The organism is Scytonema hankhaensis NUACC26 (assembly GCF_045865695.1).
GTDB lineage: Bacteria > Cyanobacteriota > Cyanobacteriia > Cyanobacteriales > Nostocaceae > Scytonema.
In genome coordinates this window covers 1-17,123 of the sequence record NZ_BAACAP010000241.1, presented here as the reverse complement: position 1 = coordinate 17,123, position 17,123 = coordinate 1, and the positions used below count along the sequence as shown (strand labels likewise).

The 17,123-nt window shown below is 38.5% G+C and carries 13 protein-coding genes and 1 pseudogene; 3 read left to right on the top strand and 11 right to left on the bottom strand.

All coding sequences use genetic code 11. The annotated features are described in order from the left end of the window. Nucleotides 1-90: 90 nt before the first annotated feature. The 7 genes from ACKTT2_RS40590 to ACKTT2_RS40560 all read right to left on the bottom strand — a co-directional run bounded on the left by ACKTT2_RS40590 (nucleotide 91) and on the right by ACKTT2_RS40560 (nucleotide 9,431). Nucleotides 91-4,002: a hypothetical protein gene (locus tag ACKTT2_RS40590; RefSeq protein ID WP_407897179.1), complete on the bottom strand. Its 3,912-nt coding sequence runs from the start codon at nucleotides 4,000-4,002 to the stop codon at nucleotides 91-93. A 281-nt stretch (nucleotides 4,003-4,283) separates the two neighbouring features. After that, on the bottom strand, nucleotides 4,284-5,117 hold the full coding sequence (locus ACKTT2_RS40585; RefSeq protein WP_407897177.1) for a ubiquitin family protein: 834 nt from the start codon (nucleotides 5,115-5,117) through the stop codon (nucleotides 4,284-4,286). After that, nucleotides 5,114-6,502, bottom strand: a complete 1,389-nt coding sequence (locus ACKTT2_RS40580) for a GNAT family N-acetyltransferase (RefSeq protein WP_407897175.1) — start codon at nucleotides 6,500-6,502, stop codon at nucleotides 5,114-5,116. The genes ACKTT2_RS40585 and ACKTT2_RS40580 overlap by 4 nt, the downstream gene beginning before the upstream one ends. A 262-nt stretch (nucleotides 6,503-6,764) precedes the next feature. Continuing rightward, a complete protein-coding gene (locus tag ACKTT2_RS40575; protein WP_407897173.1) occupies nucleotides 6,765-6,998 on the bottom strand; it encodes a Ycf66 family protein in 234 nt (77 codons plus the stop codon). A 184-nt stretch (nucleotides 6,999-7,182) separates the two neighbouring features. After that, on the bottom strand, nucleotides 7,183-7,839 hold the full coding sequence (locus ACKTT2_RS40570; protein ID WP_407897171.1) for a methyltransferase family protein: 657 nt from the start codon (nucleotides 7,837-7,839) through the stop codon (nucleotides 7,183-7,185). 285 nt (nucleotides 7,840-8,124) lie between these two features. Next, complete coding sequence (locus tag ACKTT2_RS40565) at nucleotides 8,125-8,616, bottom strand: hypothetical protein (RefSeq protein WP_407897168.1); 492 nt, start codon at nucleotides 8,614-8,616, stop codon at nucleotides 8,125-8,127. A gap of 20 nt (nucleotides 8,617-8,636) precedes the next feature. Further along, the gene (locus ACKTT2_RS40560; protein ID WP_407897166.1) at nucleotides 8,637-9,431 is read right to left on the bottom strand and encodes a peroxiredoxin-like family protein; all 795 of its coding nucleotides are present in this window, start codon (nucleotides 9,429-9,431) and stop codon (nucleotides 8,637-8,639) included. Between the two features lie 277 nt (nucleotides 9,432-9,708). Between ACKTT2_RS40560 and ACKTT2_RS40555 the strand changes: the two are divergent. Beyond that, nucleotides 9,709-11,487: pseudogene (locus tag ACKTT2_RS40555) on the top strand (IS1634 family transposase). A 373-nt stretch (nucleotides 11,488-11,860) separates the two neighbouring features. Here the strand turns inward: ACKTT2_RS40555 and ACKTT2_RS40550 are convergent. From ACKTT2_RS40550 to ACKTT2_RS40540, 3 genes are all read right to left on the bottom strand, one after another. Further along, nucleotides 11,861-12,118: a type II toxin-antitoxin system Phd/YefM family antitoxin gene (locus ACKTT2_RS40550; RefSeq protein WP_407897164.1), complete on the bottom strand. Its 258-nt coding sequence runs from the start codon at nucleotides 12,116-12,118 to the stop codon at nucleotides 11,861-11,863. Between the two features lie 179 nt (nucleotides 12,119-12,297). After that, nucleotides 12,298-12,555 (bottom strand): CopG family ribbon-helix-helix protein, encoded by a 258-nt coding sequence (locus ACKTT2_RS40545; protein WP_407897162.1) that lies wholly within the window; start codon nucleotides 12,553-12,555, stop codon nucleotides 12,298-12,300. A 70-nt stretch (nucleotides 12,556-12,625) separates the two neighbouring features. Next, a complete protein-coding gene (locus ACKTT2_RS40540) occupies nucleotides 12,626-13,282 on the bottom strand; it encodes a GntR family transcriptional regulator (protein WP_407897160.1) in 657 nt (218 codons plus the stop codon). A 78-nt stretch (nucleotides 13,283-13,360) separates the two neighbouring features. Between ACKTT2_RS40540 and ACKTT2_RS40535 the strand changes: the two genes are divergently transcribed. Both ACKTT2_RS40535 and ACKTT2_RS40530 read left to right on the top strand, forming a co-directional pair. Continuing rightward, entirely contained in the window at nucleotides 13,361-14,965 is a 1,605-nt protein-coding gene (locus ACKTT2_RS40535) for a 2-isopropylmalate synthase (protein ID WP_407897158.1), read from the top strand. A 170-nt stretch (nucleotides 14,966-15,135) separates the two neighbouring features. Beyond that, complete coding sequence (locus tag ACKTT2_RS40530) at nucleotides 15,136-16,461, top strand: hypothetical protein (RefSeq protein WP_407897156.1); 1,326 nt, start codon at nucleotides 15,136-15,138, stop codon at nucleotides 16,459-16,461. Nucleotides 16,462-16,907: 446 nt separating this feature from the next. Here ACKTT2_RS40530 and ACKTT2_RS40525 read toward each other — a convergent pair. Beyond that, a partial coding sequence (locus tag ACKTT2_RS40525; protein ID WP_407897154.1) for an alpha/beta fold hydrolase occupies nucleotides 16,908-17,123 on the bottom strand: 216 nt, incomplete at its 5' end.

Here is a 17,123-nt window from a genome sequence, read left to right as displayed (position 1 = left end):
TTAACCTGCAAAAATTTAAATTTGGGGTATTCTGAAAGCATTACTTTTATAGTACTGTGCATACTTACTGATTCTTGCATGAAGAAAAAATTAATCTCGCTGGTGAAGTGTAATCTCCAGATGTCCTTTTTCATACAAAACCCTCATAATATCCCATATATCACGATTATACGACAAGCGTTTACGAAGCTGGCTAATCGTTAGACCATTGTTAACTGGGACTATGACAGTTAAAACTTGTTGTTCTTCCTCTGAAAGCTGTTGTTTCTTTTGTCGGTTAATCTTTCTGAATTCTTCACGCAAAATCTCATACTTGTCAAAAATAATTTTGAGTTTATTAATCCATTTTTCAAGCTTTTCTAAGTCTGAAATCAGAAATGTTAGCAAATTGATTTCAGATAACAGTTCTGCCTTACCATTCGTAACTTGCGTTAATAACTTGGTCACATCGTACTTGCATTCTTGCTCGATGAACAATAAATCTCTTTCTATTTGCTCCCATTCTCCTAGATGATTGTTGTACTCCTGAGCAAGCTTTTCATAAACAACTTGTCTTAATGTATTATATGAACCATTCCGATCTTCATCATCAAATTTGCATCTCTCTTTCAAATCAATTTCATGGTTCTTAACCACTTGGATGAGTAAACTTTCATATTGACTCAACTGTTGAGCAAAAGCCTCTCGGCGCGATTGCTGTTCTCCTTTAACCTGTTCTTCAAGTTCAATTAATGGGCGTTGCAACTGCTCATATTCTCTAAAACTTTCTATTTGGTGAATGCTAAAATGTTTGACAACGCGATCGATAAATTCATCTTCATAACACATTAAGCGTTCTGGGTTACTAGTAAGGTTCTCTCGCAATACACTAGCCCGTGCCAGAATAATTCTCCAATTTTCTAACCCTGCAACTAAAGGCTGAAGTCTTCTTTTCGTTTCTTCACAATCTTTCAAATACTGACTGTATTGCTTTAGTTGATAATATAATTGCCTGATATCTAAGCCATCATTTTTTATTGAATTCACTTGCTTTTGGCAATCTTTATCTAGCTGATTAATCTGCCTTTCTAAATTTTTTTGATAGTCGTTTAAACAGATTTCTAAACCACTGTTACTACTAATTGGCTGACTAACTTTAGAAGAATGTAATTCTTTAGTCAAATTACCTAGTTTGAATTTGATGTCTAGCACTTCTTTTTGAAGTACAGAAAATTTTTGAGTTTTATACACCTCAATATGTTCTTTTATTAATTGTATATTTCTCTGAACTTGGTCAATCACTAGCTCGGAGTTACAGTTATTAACGAAACTTGCTTCAGTCTCATTTATGGTTTCGTTAATTTCATGCAATATTCTTTCATCAAATAGTTCTAATAATAAAGCAATTTGAGACCGATGTTCATGTAATATACCTTTTAACGCTGTAGAGTCTATTTCTGTTACACAAGTTTGAATAACTCCCGTAACTCGATCCCACTCGACGTGGCGTCGTCTTTGTAACCATTCAATAGCTTCCTCAAACTCTTCTTGAAGATATCCAAGGTTTTTAGCCTCTTCCCATAATTCTTGATATTCTAAAGTTTTAACGTCTTGCCAACTAGTTGGCGTCTCTACTGTTGGCTTCTCTCCTCTAAATTTCAATTGTTCTTGAATAAACAATTCTAAAGGATGTTCAGAAAAATTGACTTGTGACTTTTCTTCCTTCTTGCTAGCAATCTTATATTCATCAATCAAACTATTTTGTTTAAGTACTGCTAGCATACTTGGCAAACCTGAACCAGTTGCTTCAAATAACTTTTCAAATTCTTCCTTAGTTACTTGATGTAATTGATGACCCTGGCGAACAGCTAGAGGAAGTTTCTCAAGTAAAAACTTATATTTTAGTAAGGTTGGACGCAGATTGTTATAGAAAGACTTATATTTAGGAAACAGAACTTTACATTTCTGATAAAACACAGATTCTATCAATTTAGTTGCTGTACTATTTAAACCCTCTAAACTTTCAATAATCCAAGTATCTGGTTGAATTGCAGGAAACAACAATCCCATAGCAAACTGGTGGCATTCCTGACGATGATGTTCTAATCTAGCTCGATCTGCTTTGCTAACCTCAGGATTGCTACCCAGCCAATCCTGAATGAAATAAGATAAGGAAAGTAGAGTACAAGCTGAACAATGTTTGGCAGATATAACTTTAGTAAGTAAGCCGAAGGCTGTAGGATATTCTTGTTTAAAGCTGCGACCTAGTTGAATATAAAAGTCTACTTGACCTGTACCCGTAATTGAAGTTAGTTTTTGTGGTTCAGCAATTGCTTCTCGCTCGTAACTTAAATAAAACCGCCAATCTAATTGAGTCTTTTCTGGTGGAATAAATCTCATCAACTTTGTTTTTTCATTACCAATACTAATGACTAAAGAACGGTTAGGGAATTCAGCGCTGTACTTCTCAGGAGCACCTATTAAGAAATTATAAATCCCAAATCTATCCTGTTTCCATTTATCCTTAGTACGCCAAACCCAATTAGTTTTTTGACCAGATCTAGAAACGGGAAAAAGAGAAGTAATAATTTCAGATTTAAAAATTTTTGTTGCCATTTCTTCTTTTTTGGCACTATCCCATTCTCCAAACCACTGTTGACGAAATCGATTGAGAATTTGATCGATGATTGTGGGATTAGTTGGCTTACTGAGCGCATCTAAAGCAAAACTATGTTCAGTGGGTCGCGTAATGTGATATCCGTACAAATCATCGTTGTCTGCTAGTTCTTTGAGACTATCTAACAGTCCAAATTCCTCAGCAACGTTATGAGAAACCCCGGTTGGAAATAAAGCTAGAAGTTTTATGACATCTCGCCCTTTAGGGTGTTTTTGAATTGATGGTAACTGCTCTAAGCTATCGATTGCATTGTTAATTTTATGTTGTTGAGCACCATAAAACTGCACTTTTCCATTTAGATAATCCTGAATCAAATCCAACGGAGTATATGCACGTCCTTTTTCCCGACGAAACTGAACTAAGCGTTTGAATACTTCGATCAGCGCACGAGGGCCACAGGTTAGGTCTTTGCGATCGCACAGCTGCACTAAACTTTCAATCAATGCCGGATGTGCTAACTCATCAATTTCTAATTTATCGTCTAAAAACTTTTCACACAAAGAATACCAAAGTCTAGCAGGAAATTCATAGTTATACACATCAACTAATCTCAAGGAGACTTTTTGTTCCTTCATGCGGTGGATAATATCACTTGCTTGCTCCTCAATGGCTGATTCTGTAGGAGTTGTAGGCATACTTAGAATTAACGCTATAGGTGTAGAACCTAAAGCCCGCATTCCTTTGACTAAATCGCTTAGAATCTGAATTCGAGCACTAGAACCCTCTTCTGCTCGTAAAAATTCCTGACTTTCGTCAGCAAAAACTGCTAAACCAACCCAATCCACCTGCCGGAGAATAGGAATGCTCTCCTGCCAAAAATTTAAAATGGTATCAGTACTTGTAGTATCAGGCTTTAATTCTTGAACAATTTTGAGAGCTTTGTCTTCAGATACCTTGTACTTGCGTGCTATCTCTGCCGCTTGAAGTCCTAAAGACTTCAAATTGTATTTGCTGTATAGCTTTTCTAATTGAGCAGCTACTTCGTCGGGCAAACCACAAGCTTTCATCCAACCGTAAGTGGCAACCATCAGGTTTCCCAATTCCTTAAACTTGAATGGTGGTACTGCTAAAATCTTATGTTGCTGACACTCATGCCACAAATAAATGAGCGTTGCGGTCTTACCATAACCATAATCAGCACTTAGATAGCCATTTACAGGCTTTCCTTTATGAATTTCAGCAATTAAACGGTCTCGAAGAATCGTTACTCGGTCAAGTGGATCGTAACTTCTAGCGTATAAATCATAACGACTGGCTACGTCTTGCGGGTCGTCTTCTATCTGAGATGGGCTAACTGTATCGATAATTGCCTCAATCGAGTCCAGTTGTTCTAATAGCCGTTTCATAAATAGTTACTCTCTAAATGTAGCCAAGATAAACAGAGCAATCGTGCGAAGTGTCTCTTACTGATTTACACTTTCAATTCCAAGTTAGTAGAGACTCTGGTTAAGCTTAACCAAAATCTGACTGACTTGGTACTCATTAACAGCAAGCAACTTAGTCTACCATAGTTTTACAAGTTATAATCTGTATTTATTATAACTTATATTTATGTATAATTGCTTAACTAGAAATAGAATTTTTATTAAACAAAAACTCTTAGTATAAACATATTTTAAATACTTAACTATAACAACTCATTCCATAATGGAGATTTTGTCAGCATTACCCATTGCCCGTAACCACCTTCATAACCCCAATTAAAAAAGCTTCCTTGCTCATAATCATAGGTACGTTTAGCATTGTCCAAAGCTCCATCCAATCCACTAGGATCTAGTATCAGCATCTGACAAAGACGTTCTTGAACCTCTGCGCGTAAGAAAATCTTAACTCCGTAGGTTCGTTGCAGTTGTTTATAAGTTATGTCCACCGCTTTTACTAAAAGTGGAGCAGCACAGAAATATCGACGGCTGAAGTTCTCGTATTTTTCCTGTGGTTCAATGACAGCTGGTGATAGCGATCGCAACCAGTTAAGAGCACCAGTAACACTACTATCGCTAAAGGCAATTTCACTTGTAGATAGTTTAAACTTAGAAGCTGCTGTTTCAATCACTTCTCCAACTAACATCTTTTTTTCTACAGGTGATAGGACTACTTCTTTTCGTAACCAGAGTTTTTGTACAACCGTAGCATAAGCCCATGAAAACCGTTTTTCAGGTTTTTCTAGATGTAGTTGATATAGTAATAAATGTAAAAAATCCCCAAGCATAGAAGGGCTTGACTGTTGAATTCCTGCTGCTATTTTTCCCGTCGTAGTCAAGCTAGGAGGATTTTTTTTGTCAAGAATAGAAAGGTTGCGTAAAAATGGAAAAACATTTTTTTGTAGAACATTTACACCTAGTTGACACTTAGTCGCTAATTGTTCGAAATCGGTTTCAGAACTATTTAAAAATTCGAGAATAGCTACTACTCTTTCTAAAGTTGTATTTTGTTGTAAATGGAGAGTTAATCTTTTTGTCATTGAGCGCGTTCTAATGTATCCAACCAAGCTGCTAAGTTGTGCATAATCCGATGATTTCGGCTTGTTCTTAGCTGTTCAATACTTTCACAAAAATAACACGAATGCTGCGTGTCTCGTTTCAGTTTTTCCAAACCTTCTTTGGTAGTTTCAATACCCCGTCTCTGAGTAATTTGAATTTGAGATGTGTTAGGGAAAAATATGCTACCAAAACCTCCTGCTTTCCACCAAGTTGTACTATCAAGAGAATCAGGCACTAAATTATTTCGGTGGAGACGATTAAAGCTGTTTGGGCCACCAATACCAAAACAGTGAACATCCATCTTGTTTTCTTTGGCTATATTGTAAACGTCCTGAAACAAAGCTAAACTGTCTCGTGAAAGCATATTGACACTACCGTTAGGCCCAGAAGTTCCCCAAGAGCCAAAGCCAATCCGTTGAATACCAAGTTTGGCATAAGTTTCTACACAACGATTGATTTGATTAACGTTACGCCCATGTACGGGTGCGATAGCTCGCTCTTGCACATAGCTTGGCATTTGTTTAAAAAATCTTTCGCAATAGAACAGTGTGTCACAGACCTTAGACTCTACAATCTTATCAGAATCTGTAGTTAGAGGTACAATGTCAGGCAATACGTATCCATCTGCCCAAAGATGTTCTCGATAAAACTTATCTAGAAACGTGAGAAGTTCATCATAAGTTCTTTTTCCTTGCTGAACTTGATAAGCTCCGCAATCTAACCAAACAGTTTTTATATTTCCTTGGTTTTTTTCTTGCTTCAAAAACTTAATTGTAGATGGACGGCAAGCAATCGGTGAAGAGATAATATGTCGAAATGGATTGCGGTCTAAGTCACCTCCTGATTTCCATAACTCGAAAAGACGCTTTAACTCTGAACCGCTTGCAGTAATAGCAGCTACAAATTGAGGAGGTAATGATTTGCGGTACAGTAATTTTTTTTCCCAAATTACCAAACTGCGTTTTGCTCCAGGTTCAATATCTATCCGAGTAAATCCCATTTTGTAGTAAAAACCATTGGCATTTAAATCTAATGGACACTTAAGGCGTAGAGTTGTCATTCCACATTTTCTACTATATTTTTCCCATTCGTTAACTAGCTGTTTACCCACTCCTTTTCCGCGTTGGGAAGGGCAAACACAAAGGTGGTAAAGCGTTGATATTCTGTCACGTCTATGATGAAAATGTAAAAAGCCAAAAGATGTGCATAAAATTTCTTGGTGAGCAATTGCTTTTGCCAGGGTTGCTCTATTGACAAAACCTATCTCACGACGATGAGCATCTGCAAGAGCCTTGAGTGAAGGCAAAGTTTTTTCTGTTGCAAATGTTACTACTGTTTCTAAGACTTCAGTCTGCACGTATTTCACCCAAAAACCTTTTTAATCTCCACATTGTAAGAAGGTTTTTATACGATAGCATTTTTGTCGCTGTTCTAAGGTACAACGAGAAACCTCTCTTACCACTTTAGGGCTTTTGACCGTGGCTGCCATGTTTTTTCAACCAGCCACGGCAGAAGTAATTCCCGTTTTCGTAAGGTTAAGGTACAGGAAGGAAAGAATTAATCGCAGTCTGTAGCAGATGGACGCTGATAAGTTTGTGCCTCGGCAAACTGGGAAATGCTAGAGTTGGTCATCTGTTCTTATAAATTGCATTTATAAAAATATCTTTCACAACTAAATAAAGAATTAATAGAGTTAATAAAAGTTGTGAGAACTGAAGAATGGGGTCTAATCGCCAACCTTGAAAAATTAAAATGAATCCTGATAATAGCAAAATAATCGGTATAAATATCAATTGAATAATATAAAGAACTAAAGACGAGCTATTGAGTCTCCTGGCACGTGAAACGAGCCAAACTATCATAAAAATCAAATAAACTAGACTAAGAAGTATATATGCGAAACCTATTAAGCTTGCTACATTAGCACCAAAATTGACTTGAGCCAAATAAAGCATTTTAGATTACCCTTTTAACGCGATCGCACGATACTATCTCGATCTGACTTTCAGTGTCTACACACAGGATTATTTATTGTAAGATAAGTTATTATGTTTGTGCTGTAGAGTCCTCTTGTTTGGGAGTTGTAGAACCAAACAACTTTGGAAATATTAGCCCCGATTGATTTTTGTACTCAGCGAACTCAGGATAACGAGAAAGAGACTTGTCTTTCTTCAGCATATTTGGAATGAAAATTCCGCCGATAAAACTTCCAAGAATCAAGGATGGGAGCCAATGTTGAGTTAGTATGGCAAAAGAGCTATAGATAAATATTTCTCCTAAATAATTAGTATTGCGACAGCGAGCAAAAAAGCCTTCTGTGATGAGTCCGCGCTGATACTTAAGAGTAAAGTATTTCTGAGCATCACTTGCAAAATGTAAAAACACACCTAAAATATTGAGGGATATGGCGATCGCTACTAAAGGTAGTGATGGTGTACTGCCACTGCTAATCAGAATAAATGGTGCTATCCAGTACAAACACACTAGTATAAAGGAAAAAATACCTGAGGTTACAGGAATTTGTTGCTCCCATTGCTTATCTGGATAAATGAGGTCTTTGAGTAACCAAAGAAATCCATAAGTACCGTGTAACGCTAAGTAGACATAAGGTCCTAACGTGAAGTTTTGATAGAAAAACATCAGCCCTAGAATAAAAGGGAAAGTTAGCCCTTTACTGAGATTAATAGCGTACTTGACTTTCATCGCTGCTATTTTGAAATTTATTTTGGACGCTATGGTTATTTATAACATAAAATGTGTGTTTTTATGAAGAAATATATAGCCAACAAAATAATGATTTATGCGATCGCTATTGAAGTTGCTGGGTTCATTTCCAAAGAGTGACCGAAGCAAGCGCTTATAACTCTTCAAATAACCTCCAACTTTCAATGGTCAACTTATGTATATTTTTTTATAAGATTCTTCTATCTTTTTTGAAAAATCAGCATTTATCCCGAAAGTTTTAATACCAACAGGTAATCAAAAAGATTACTGATTATAAAGACCATAAGATGACTTAACTTGCCATTGTTCGTTATTTCTTTCTAGATAAAGTAGACTACCATACTGCGGAGGACCGGCTGGACAATAGGCGGTGATTTGAATCAAAGCCTGAGAAAAATCTGGAGCAAATCCCGGACGAGTTAAGGTATGGAAAACATACCATCTATTATCAGGATTGTTGAACATTAGGTCAGCTTTTTCTAGAGAAATCAGCGTGACTTGGTGATTGGTAATAAATGGAGTTAATAAGTCAGATTGAGTGTTGATTAAAATCCAATCATTATAAGTGTCTTTTTGGAGAGTATAAGTACCATCAAAAAAGCTTCCACAAGCAGATATTTTGTGAAAAGTCATATTTTCCCAAGCGAGTGAAAAATATGGAATACATACTTGAGCAGATGTTTCAATAAGAAATTCCTCTAGACAATAATCTTTAATAACGGCAGAGAAAACTTGTATTTCCTGTAACGCGCGCATATTCTCCTCCCAATCGTTTGCTATAGTTTTTCTCCTGTTTTCATCGGCAAACTCTGGAGAAAAGACAGGGGATGACTCATATCAGCAGCAAAGCCAAGGATAGCGCGATCGCGATGCTCGTAAAGCAATTCTCCGCGATCGTTAAACAAGAAAGTTGCTCCTCGTTGGGTAAGATAGGCAGGATTGGGAACATATGTCTTCCAGTTAGTCAGCACTTCTCCCATATTTCGCAATCGCAAAGTTGCTAGCTCAAACGGACGTTGAAAACCTTTACCACCCACCCATTTGAAGAATGAACCTTTCAGTGGAGGTAAAGGAGCAGCCCGAACGATTTCTTCATCGCCAATTAACTGAGGTGCTTTTGCGTCGCCCTTATATCCGCGAAACACTTCCGCCAGAGTACAAGGGCTCCCAATTCCCGCACACATCAACATCAGGTTGAGCCAAGCGTTCGCTCCGGGCGATAAACCAGGTAGTCTGAGAGATAAACCTGAATACAGGTTGAGCGTTTGATGCAGTTGAGCGGTGGGATCTACAAACAAACAATCTGCTGGAAATCCAGTATAACTACAGAATCGCTGACCGGAAGTGCGATCGCCAATTCCCACGGCTCGAATTGCTATCCCTTGTGCTTGAAGGCGTTTGGCATCTCGCTGCAACCACCAAGCATACTCAAGGCTGTCGAAATCTCCTAATTGTGGCAATATTAGCACCAGTTGCCAGGGAGAGGATTCGCAACCGCTCAAGATAGAGATAAACTCTCCATCACTCACTCGTTGGCGTTCGGTTTGGCTCAAAATGCTGTATGTACTCATTAGCTAGTAAAGATGGGTTCTACATTTATCGTAAGTGCTTGAGTTTAGATTTTTAGCCAATTCTCTACCAGAAAGTACATAATATAATTGTTATTCAGTGAATGTACTGCTATCAAATGGCGACTCGTCAGCAGCTTAAACCCCACATTCCGCACAGATTCAAGCGGATTTAGTAATTATGAATTTAAAAAATAAAAGCTTGTAATGATTGACTAGTAATTATTACAGGCTTTTTTCGTATAAAATAATAGAGTTAGGTAGCTATGTGAAAAAAACGATGAATGAGCCAATTGAAGCAATAAAAGTCTTAAATATAGACCATTTAGGAATAATAGCAGGAATAATAGACGAGATGGAATTGGTAGAAGAAGTGAATAAAAAAGTAGGAATAAAAGAAAAAGAAACCTTAAGTCCAGGACAAGTAATGAAAGCGATGATTTTGAATGGATTAGGATTTTTGAGCGCCCCATTATATCTATTTCAAGAATTTTTTACAGGCAAAGCAACCGAACATCTAATAGGAACGGGAGTATTACCAGAGCATTTAAATGATGACAGATTAGGGAGAGCATTGGACAAATATTACGAAGCGGGGACAACCAAATTATTTACAACGATCGCTATAAAAGCTGCTCATAAGTTCCAAGTAGAAATGAATAGTGTTCATTTAGATGGGACTTCAATGTGTGTAGAGGGAGAGTACAAAAAAGAAGGGGAGGAAATAAATGAAATCAATCAAGAAGCAGAATTAAATAAAAAAGAACTAGAGACAGAGATGAAACCAATAGAAATTGTTCATGGATACTCAAGAGATAAGAGACCAGACCTAAAACAATTTATTGTTGACATGATTGTAACAGGAGATGGAGATATTCCATTATATTTAAAAATAGACTCGGGAAACGTAGATGATAAAAGTGGATTTGTAGAAAGATTAAAAGAATTTAAAAAGCAATGGAAATTTGATGGAATATGTATAGCAGATAGTGCATTATACACAGCAGATAATCTGTCACGGGGGTCTTACACGTAGAGAGAGGGGAAGGTTTATTTGGGATATGACCTAATACCCCTCTATTAATAAAGGGGCTTGAAACCTTCCCCTCTCTCTGGGGACAATGCGTCAGCAATGAAAGGATTGAAATGGATAACTAGAGTCCCATTGAGTATAAAATCAGCGCCAAATAAAATCTTAGAGATTGAACCAAATGAATGGACAGATAGTCGAATATCAGGATATAGAATAGTTGAAAGAGAAGCGGAATATGGAAACATTAAGCAAAGATGGCTAATCATAGAAAGTGAGTTGAGAAAAAAATCAAGTATTCAGCAGGTAAATAAACAAGTAGAAAAGCAGAAAGAAAAAGCAGAATCGTCTCTACGTCAACTGTCTAGACAGGAGTTTGCTTGTAAAGCCGACGCGCTTAAGGCGATAGAAAAGCTATCAAATTCATGGAAATATCACCAAATAAAAGAAATTGAATTCTCAGAACAACCAGAGTATACCAAAGTGGGAAGACCAAAAAAATCGACAGAAACAATCCAAATAAAATATCAAGTTAAAGGTCAAATAGAAACGAGAATAGAAGTGATTGAAACGGAGAAGATTAAAGCTGGAAGATTTATTTTAGCAACGAATATATTAGATAAAAATGAATTAAGTAATGAGGAGATGCTAGAGGAATACAAAGCGCAACAATGCCATGAAAGAGGATTTAGATTTTTAAAAGACCCATTGTTTTTTACTAAGAGTGTATATGTCAAAACTCCAGAAAGAGTAGAAGCAATAGCAATGATAATGGGACTGTGTTTATTAGTCTATAATCTAGCACAAAGAAAGTTGAGACAAGAATTAGCAACATCCGGCGATCGTATCAGGAATCAGGTAAATAAATTAACAAATAAGCCGACAATGAGGTGGGTATTTCAGCTATTTCAGTCAGTACATTTGCTCATGATAAATGGACAGAAGCAAATGAGTAATTTAACAGAGCAGCGTCGAAAAATTCTGAATCACTTAGGCTCATTTTATAGCCAATATTATCTAATGATTTGAATTGGCTGATTTTCAATAAAAGGATAGAGATATTTTTTAATAACCCGAATTTTTGGGCGAAGAACACCATGAGCTTTGCTCTTATTTATCTGGCTGAATTTAGGATAAATAAGTCAGTTGATTGAAGAAGTGAATCTATTTTTTAATCAGAGTGAAATTAAATTGTTTATTATGTCTGTTTATTTGAATGAAAAGTGAAAATCAAACCCAAAAGATTAGACTGATAAAATTTATTTGTCTTTGATTTTTTAAAAATATCAGTAATATAATTCACATCTGCGGAATGTGGGTATTAACAACTCTAATGCTTTTTTCGAGATTTTTGAGGGTTCGCTATCCCACCAAATAAACGTATGTGTATCTAATAGTAACTTCATGAATTTTGTAACCAAAAATCATCTGATAATGGTTGGTCAAAATCATTACTCATTCTCATTGCACCTAAATTTAATCCTGGTTGAGGTGTTTTTCCTGACTCTGAAGGAATTTTATTTACAGGGTTAAGTACTGTTAACAGAGCAACAGGTGTGTTCCCCTCAGTAATGATTATCTCTTGGTCAGCTTGAATCAATGAGAGTAATTCTGTCACACTCATTTGTAATTCTTTAAGATCGAGTGTTTTGGTTGACATAGCTATGTTATTGAGATATTTCCAACTTGATTATAGCCTAAAAGTTTGTATTACAGAGATTAGCAACAAATGACAAATAACCGAATCGTACTGAAGACTATAATTAAATTGCAAGGAAGTTTCCATTGTCAGCATGAGTTTATTGCCGAAGAAACTACCTGATACTTTTCCGTTAACAGTTACTCAGAAATGTTAGAAAATATCTTGGTCAGCTTTGCAAAAACAGCTTGAACCTCTTCGTCAGTAGCATAGTCTCCGGCGTCAGCTTCGGCAACCCCTGCCTTAATCTCTGCTATCTGCCACTGGTAAACCTCAAGATAAAGGTCAACGGCTTCGTTCAGCACGTAAGTTCGATCGCGGTCAAGACCAGCTGCAATAGTATCTAAAATAACACGCTTGTCACTCTCAAGGCGGAAAGTAATATTTTCTTTCCTCATGATTCGGGATTATAATTATGCTCACTACTTTTAGTATGCCTTGCAATGCAAGACAATTAAAATAACTAGACTATATCGAAGACTGTAACTGATTTGCAGCTGTATCAATATGTCGTTTTAATATCCTAACAGCAGCTTTTGTATCTTTTTGCCGACAAGCATCTAGAAGTTGATAGTGTTCCTTTTGGGTGCGCTCTAAATAATCTTGTCCCATCTGACGGTGGGCATAGCGGAAAAGATTGGTGTGTAAATTTTGAATTATTTTCAGTAATCGCGGTCGATTTGCTTGGGTGTAGAGTGCTGCATGAAATTCCCAATTTTGCTTTGCCCAGTCAGTGGTATCTGTAATTCGATTGATTTCATCCAAAATCATACCTGCTTTTTCTAAATCGGATTCACTTAAATTGGGAATCGCAAGTTGAATGGCTGTCACTTCTAAAGCGGAACGAATCTCGCAAATTTCCTGCACTTCATTGGGTGACAAGACTGATACCATCGCTCCTCGATTGAGATGAAACGTGACTAATCCTTCTGCCTCTAGTTGTCGCAACGCTTCTCTTACGGGGATGCGGCTAACTCCAAATTGCGTAGCGATTTCATCTTGTCTGAGAGATTGCCCTTCCTGAAGAATTCCTCGTAAAATCGCTTCTCGTAAGGTGTTGGCAATTAAATCTGGGGTACTGCGTTGTTGTTGCAGCACGTTGGCTGCTAGGTCGTTTAAATTCATAACTTTTTTCATGCATAATGTATATTGTATACGATTTTCTGTATACAATATACAAAGTAAAGACTCTTGGAGCTAGTTATGAGTATTTCCTCCACAGACCGAATCGTTATCTTCGATACCACTCTTAGAGATGGAGAACAATCACCTGGAGCTACACTGAATGTAGAAGAGAAGTTAGCGATCGCTCACCAACTAGCTCTTCTAGGAGTTGATGTCATTGAAGCTGGGTTTGCGATCGCAAGTCCTGGTGATTTTGAAGCTGTCAGAACCATAGCCGAACAAGTTGGGATACCAGGTGGACCAATCATTTGTAGTTTGGCAAGAGCCATTCGTGAGGATATTAAAGCTGCAGCAGAAGCATTGCAACTGGCTGCTCATCCCAGAATTCATGTTTTTCTGTCCACATCAGATATTCATCTCCAATACCAGTTGAAAAAGACTCGCAACCAAGTACTGGCAATAGCAGAAGAAATGGTTGCTTATGCCAAATCCTTTGTGCAAGATGTAGAATTTTCACCCATGGATGCAAGCCGTACCGATCCAGAGTTTTTGTACCAAGTCTTGGCAAGAGCAATTGCTGCAGGTGCTACGACAATTAATATCCCCGATACCGTTGGCATCTGCACGCCAAAAGAAATGGAAAAGTTGATTCAGGGGATTCGGAAGAATGTACCCAATATAGAACAGGCGATTCTTTCCGTTCACACTCAAAACGATTTAGGTTTAGCCACAGCCAATGCACTCGCTGCAATTGAAAATGGAGTGCGTCAGGTCGAATGCACCATTAATGGTATTGGAGAACGTGCGGGTAATGCTGCATTAGAAGAGATTGTCATGGCTTTGCAGGTTCGCAAACCCTATTACAATCCCTACTTGGGTCGTCCTGTGGAGAGCACTGCACCTCTTGTTAATATCAAAACTCAAGAAATTTATAAAACCTCATGCTTGGTTTCTCAATTGACAGGTATTACAGTACAGCCCAATAAGGCGATTGTTGGAGCTAATGCCTTCGCTCATGAATCGGGAGTTCATCAAGATGGTGTGATTAAGCATCGAGAAACTTACGAAATCATGGATGCTGCTGATATTGGATTGCCAGAAAATCGGATCGTCTTAGGTAAGCATTCAGGGCGCAACGCCTTCCGAAGCAAGCTGCAAGAATTGGGGTTTGACCTAAATGAAGCAGACTTTAACAAAGCCTTCATCAGGTTTAAAGAAGTTGCTGATAAGAAAAAAGAAATGTCCGATTGGGATATAGAGGCAATTGTGCGAGACGAAACCCAAATTCAAGTCGAGAGCGGTTTTCAGTTAGAACACGTACAAGTGACTTGTGGAGATTGCACTTGCCCAACGGCAACTATCACAATTGTGACTCCAAGTGGAGAAATTTTGACAGATGCGGCAGTGGGTACCGGACCAGTGGATGCGGTGTATAAAGCGATCGCTCGTATGATACAGATATCTAGTCAACTCATTGAGTTTTCTGTTCAATCCGTGACAGAAGGAATAGATGCTTTAGGAACCGTTACTGTTCGCTTACGTCATCAAGACCGTATTTTCTCTGGGCAGTCATCCGATACAGACATTGTTGTTGCATCAGCTTATGCTTATATCAATGCAGTCAATCGTCTTTATCGTTACTTACAATCTTCAAGGAATGAGTGTTTGAGTTCATTTTCTTAAACACCAGCACAATAATTTTTCCTACAGATGTAGGAAAGGGCTGATTATCTTTATCTTAAGAGAATCTTACATTACAAATAGAACTTTACGTAGTGGTCTAAAATTTCTCCGTAGCAATGTTTGCTAGTTGAGCAAGAAAATTTGGAATTGACAACTCCTAAAAAATACTTATGGCTACAAACAACCCCATACGGAAAAATCCTCTGCCACTACCTGCAACTCTGGCACGACGCAATCAGTCTGATGTAGATTTAGGTGCGACCTCTAGAAGTGCATCAGTTCAAACGACTTTACTTGCTAAGATAACTAAACCAGGACCTCGCGAACCAAAAATTGTTTCCACCGCTCACGGTACACTCAAGCATATTCTTTTTTGTTATCCTGCTTATGCGAGTGGAGAGTTTAGCTACAAGCAGGTTTACGAAGATTTGTTCCGTAAGTTACCCAAAACAACTCGATTTACTATCCTCACTCATCCAAGTGTCATTAACGATTTACTAGAAGCCCTGAATTCCACCAATGCTTCCGAGCGCTCAACCATAGTAGAAGCACCTGATTTTTTGAATTTTCTTGTTTGGGCGGAAGATCCTTATGTTGTTGTCCAAGATATATCAACAGCAGAAGGTACGTCTTTCTTGGTTGAACCTCACGTCTTTAGCAGATCGGGTGATGCAGCAATTGCTGAGTTAGTAGCAGAAGCAACCCATCTGCAAAGCATTCAATCTCCTCTCTATTTCCAAGGTGGAAATGTACTGATTGGGGATGATTCTGTGTTCATCGGTACAGATTATCCAGAAGAGACCAAGAAACTCATCGAAGAAGCAGAGAATATTGTAGTCCCCGAAGACGTTCAAAATATTGATGAATTTGTTAAACATTTATACATTAAAACCTTCGACTCCAATCGCAAGCTCATTTACGTAGGTACGGAATTACCAGTTCCTCAACCACAAACACGTCCGATTACTATCGACGGTGAGGAATGGACTGAGGAGATATATACAGGAACTGGAGAGAAACAGCCAATATTTCACATCGATATGTTTATTTCGCTAGCAGGACGCAGCCCTTCTGGCAAATACCGGTTATTGGTAGGGTCGCCCACTTATGCCGATAAAATTTTAGGGCAAGAGTCTGTAGACCATGCTCTAGGGGAAATTTTTGATGATGTTGCTAACACTCTACAAAATCTGGGCTTTGAAGTGATTCGCAATCCCATGCCGCTTACCTATGTAGATCTACCTGATATTAAAGTTCGTACCTGGTATTTTGCTACTGCTAATAACTGCTTGATAGAAATAGCTCCAAATAGTGGTAATTCTGTATGGCTACCAACCTATGGTCATGGTGATTGGGCAGACTTAGTTCCTATTGATGCGGAAAACAAGCGCATATGGGAAGAACTTGGTTTCAAGGTCTACGAATTGACCGACTTTCACCCCTTTGCACAAAATCTTGGTTCGGTTCACTGTATTAAGAAGTATCTAGAGAGGTAAAACTGTAAATACATTCTTGCAACTTGTGGCTTCAATCCCTTCAATAGGTTACTCTCCAAGAATTTTATAGCTTGAAACTTAACTTCGGCTACCCAGGAGAACTTGGAGCGGGTAATCAAACTCGAACTGACTTTAGTGTGACGTTCAACCCTCAAACTCAAATGGTGCAAGGGACACTTGTAGTTCGTTTTTTCGACAGTTAGTCGTGCCTTTGCAACCACTATATATAATGTAGAGTTCGCCACACGGTCATCAGGTTGGGAATATTGCACCTAGTAAGTGATTGGACTTTGGACAAAGTCCAATACTTAGATGGTTTCCATTCAATTAATTTCCAAGCGCGAGTAGGGAGCCGAAGATCGGGGCGCTGGATCTGCCGTCAGCAGAATGCTCAGCGACGAAGCGCGAAGGTGCCGGTCGCTGGCTCGCCGATCGTCGTCGTGCCGTCAATCGGTGCGTAGCACTCGGATGAGCTCTTCGGTCACGAGGTCGGGGCGGGACAGAAACGGGTGGTGGCCGGCAGCAAGGTCGATCGAGCGGGTGGCCCGACCAGCGTGGAAGCGCTGCAGGGCGAGGGAGGTGCTGCGGTCCTCCGTGCAGACGAGGTACGTCGAGGGCCTGCCCCGCCACGCCGCTCGGGTCGTCGGCGTCCCGAAGGCGCC